Origin of the sequence: Flavobacterium sp. (genome assembly GCF_029242675.1) — a bacterium.
Classification (GTDB): Bacteria; Bacteroidota; Bacteroidia; order Flavobacteriales; family Flavobacteriaceae; genus Flavobacterium.
In genome coordinates this window covers 1-1,966 of record NZ_JAQWTM010000108.1, presented here as the reverse complement: position 1 = coordinate 1,966, position 1,966 = coordinate 1, and the positions used below count along the sequence as shown (strand labels likewise).

General features: G+C 34.6%; 3 protein-coding genes. 1 reads left to right on the top strand and 2 read right to left on the bottom strand.

Annotation, left to right across the window (positions count from 1 at the left end; translation table 11 throughout):
* Positions 1 to 206 (top strand): cation:dicarboxylase symporter family transporter (locus tag P8M54_RS04305; RefSeq protein ID WP_300285578.1); only part of this gene is annotated, 206 nt, incomplete at its 5' end.
* A 76-nt stretch (positions 207 to 282) separates the two neighbouring features.
* Here the strand turns inward: P8M54_RS04305 and P8M54_RS04300 are convergent.
* Both P8M54_RS04300 and P8M54_RS04295 read right to left on the bottom strand, forming a co-directional pair.
* Positions 283 to 726, bottom strand: a complete 444-nt coding sequence (locus P8M54_RS04300) for a DUF2059 domain-containing protein (RefSeq protein WP_300285575.1) — start codon at positions 724 to 726, stop codon at positions 283 to 285.
* A 128-nt stretch (positions 727 to 854) separates the two neighbouring features.
* Positions 855 to 1,966: phosphoribosylformylglycinamidine synthase subunit PurQ (locus tag P8M54_RS04295; protein WP_300285574.1), on the bottom strand; the 1,112-nt coding region annotated here is incomplete at its 5' end.

Here is a 1,966-nt window from a genome sequence, read left to right as displayed (position 1 = left end):
GTGTTCCAAGAGCAAGTTTAGTGGTTGTTGCTGCTACTTGTGGTATGTTTGATATTCCAATCGAAGGTATTGCATTAATATTACCAATTGACCACTTTTGTGATATGTTTAGAAGCGCAACTAATGTTTTAGGGAATGCACTAGCTACATCTGTAGTAGGACAATGGGAAGGTGATAGTGACCTTGAAATTGAACCTGCTGAATAAATAAGTAATTTACCGTAATAACAAAAAACCTCTTTTAAATCATTTAAAAGAGGTTTTTTGTTACTATTTATATTTGTTAATTAACAGAGAATCCTTTCTCCTCTAGTTTTTCAATTACTTTTTTTCCTACTGCCATTCCCCATTGTTGTCCCGTAATCATTGACTCCTTCGTTATCAATGGATTTACGCTAATTGTTTTTTGTCCAACGGGTGATTTGTAAAAAAGGATTAGTTGTTCTATATCGTGCTCTGTATAATATTTGTCATAAATAGGAATCATTAAGTTTACAATATCATCTGCTTTTACCTCGTTTTTAAAATCTTCCCAAAACTGCTGGTTGACCTTGGAGTAGGTGCTTTTAAAGTTAGTCATCATTTGATTCATAACCTGAATACCTAATTTACCAGCTCCAGTTAATTCTAACATCTGCTTTATTTTTTCTTGCTTTCCGCTTGTCTGTGCATTTACAAAAACTGTGGTCAAACAAAAGCTTAATACTACAATTGTTTTCTTCATCATAAGTGGGAGGTTTTTAAAGGTTAGGTATTAATTTAAATCAAAAATATACTTTTAAATATTGAGTTGTTTTATAAATGAAAAAAAAGCGCTCCTAATTAGGAGCGCTTTTGGGTATAATAAATAAGAAATTATTTTTTCTCAATCCATAATCTTGCATTTACAAAAGCTTCATGCCAAGGCGAAACCTCGTCATTGCGATCCTGTGGGTAATGAGCCCAGTTCCATTGGAAAGTAGAGCGCTCTATATGCGGCATCATTACTAAATGGCGTCCCGTCGTATCACACAACATGGCTGTATTAAAGTCGGAACCATTAGGGTTTGCAGGATAGTGTTCGTACCCATATTTAGCCACAATGTTGTAATTTTCCTCGCCCATTGGTAAGTTGAATTTTCCTTCTCCATGCGAAACCCATACCCCTAAAGTACTTCCGGCTAAAGAGGATAACATTACTGATTTGTTCTCTTGAACAGTCACTGATGTGAAAATACTTTCGTGTTTATTACTTGTATTATGAAGCATTTTTCCGTGCACTTCGTGCTCTGGATTAATCACTTCTAACTCCATGAACAGTTGGCAACCATTACAAATACCCACAGATAACGTATCTTCTCTTTTAAAGAAGTTTTTTAAAGCAGTGTTTGCTTTTTCGTTGTATTTAAAAGCGCCAGCCCAACCTTTAGCAGAACCTAAAACATCTGAGTTAGAGAAACCTCCAACAGCTCCAATAAACTGAATATCTTCTAATGTCTCACGACCTGAAATCAAGTCGGTCATGTGCACATCTTTCACATCAAAACCAGCTAAGTACATAGCATTAGCCATTTCCCGTTCAGAATTACTTCCTTTTTCACGAATAATTGCAGCTTTTGGTCTTGCAACTCCAGTAGGTATAACTGGTTTTTTCCCAGTAAAATGAGCAGGAAATGTATAAGTTAACGGTTGGTTTTTATAATTGTCAAAACGAGCTTGTGCTGTACCGTTTTTAGATTGTTTTTGATCTAATAAAAAGGAAGTTTTGAACCAAATGTCCCTGTATGTTGGGATGTCTAAAGTCCAAGTTCCTATATCTAATGTGTTGTTTGCTGTTACAACACCAATTTTAAAGAATTCAATGTTGTTCTGATTCAATTTGTTTTCTAATTTAGCATCATCTTTAGCTTGTATAACAAGTCCAATGTTTTCAGCAAACATAATTTTGACAATGTCTTTTTCTTCAAAAACAGATAAATCTATTGCAG

Excerpts from the sequence above, each read along its gene's own strand:
- P8M54_RS04300 (WP_300285575.1), bottom strand. The coding sequence starts at position 726 with ATGATGAAGAAAACAATTGTAGTATTAAGCTTTTGTTTGACCACAGTT.